This is a genomic window from Bartonella sp. TS25HLJMH, from assembly GCF_042193505.1.
GTDB classification, from domain to species: domain Bacteria; phylum Pseudomonadota; class Alphaproteobacteria; order Rhizobiales; family Rhizobiaceae; genus Bartonella; species Bartonella grahamii.
Genome location: NZ_JBHILV010000106.1, coordinates 1 through 607 on the forward strand (window position 1 = coordinate 1; position 607 = coordinate 607).

The window sequence follows — 607 nt, forward strand, 5'->3', positions numbered from 1 at the left end:
CCCTACGACCCTGATATGTCAAACGAAGAAGTGGTGTTTGCATCAGGAGCATTCATTGAAGCGGGAACTGTCATGGGAAAGATAACCGCAACGGAACACTATGTCCCCCTTAATCCAGCAGCATCAGATGGCAGTCAAACACCGGCAGGGATTTCTTTTGCCACTATTGACGCAACAGAAGCAGATCAACGCGCCGTGATTACAGCACGCTTATGCACTGTAAAAGCTTCTGAACTGCTATGGCCAGATGCCATCACAGACGAGCAAAAGAAAGCAGCCATTCAGTCTTTAGAAGACCATAACAATATTTTATTGCGATAGGAGAATGCACACATGGATATGAATTTTTTTAAACATGATGCTTTCTCAAGCATCACAATGATGAAAGCCATTGAAAACTATGAGTTTCAACCTGGTCTTGTAAGCTCTCTTAATCTTTTTGAGGAAGTTGAAACCAGTACCACAGTGGTTGGTATTGAACGGCGTGATAATACATTTTCGCTTATTCAAACCAGTGAACGTGGCGCACCTTTGGCAGAAGGTGATAGAGAGGGTCGTAATCTTCGGTTTTTCAAAACAACACGGATTGCCAAAAGTGATACGGTGA

General features: G+C 43.3%; 2 protein-coding genes. Both read left to right on the top strand.

Annotated features, from left to right (window positions below; genetic code table 11):
- Window positions 1–321, top strand: a 321-nt coding sequence (locus ACFINF_RS09500; protein ID WP_375620629.1) for a head decoration protein, incomplete at its 5' end; no start/stop codon positions are given.
- Window positions 322–333: 12 nt separating this feature from the next.
- A partial coding sequence (locus ACFINF_RS09505; RefSeq protein ID WP_375613996.1) for a major capsid protein occupies window positions 334–607 on the top strand: 274 nt, incomplete at its 3' end.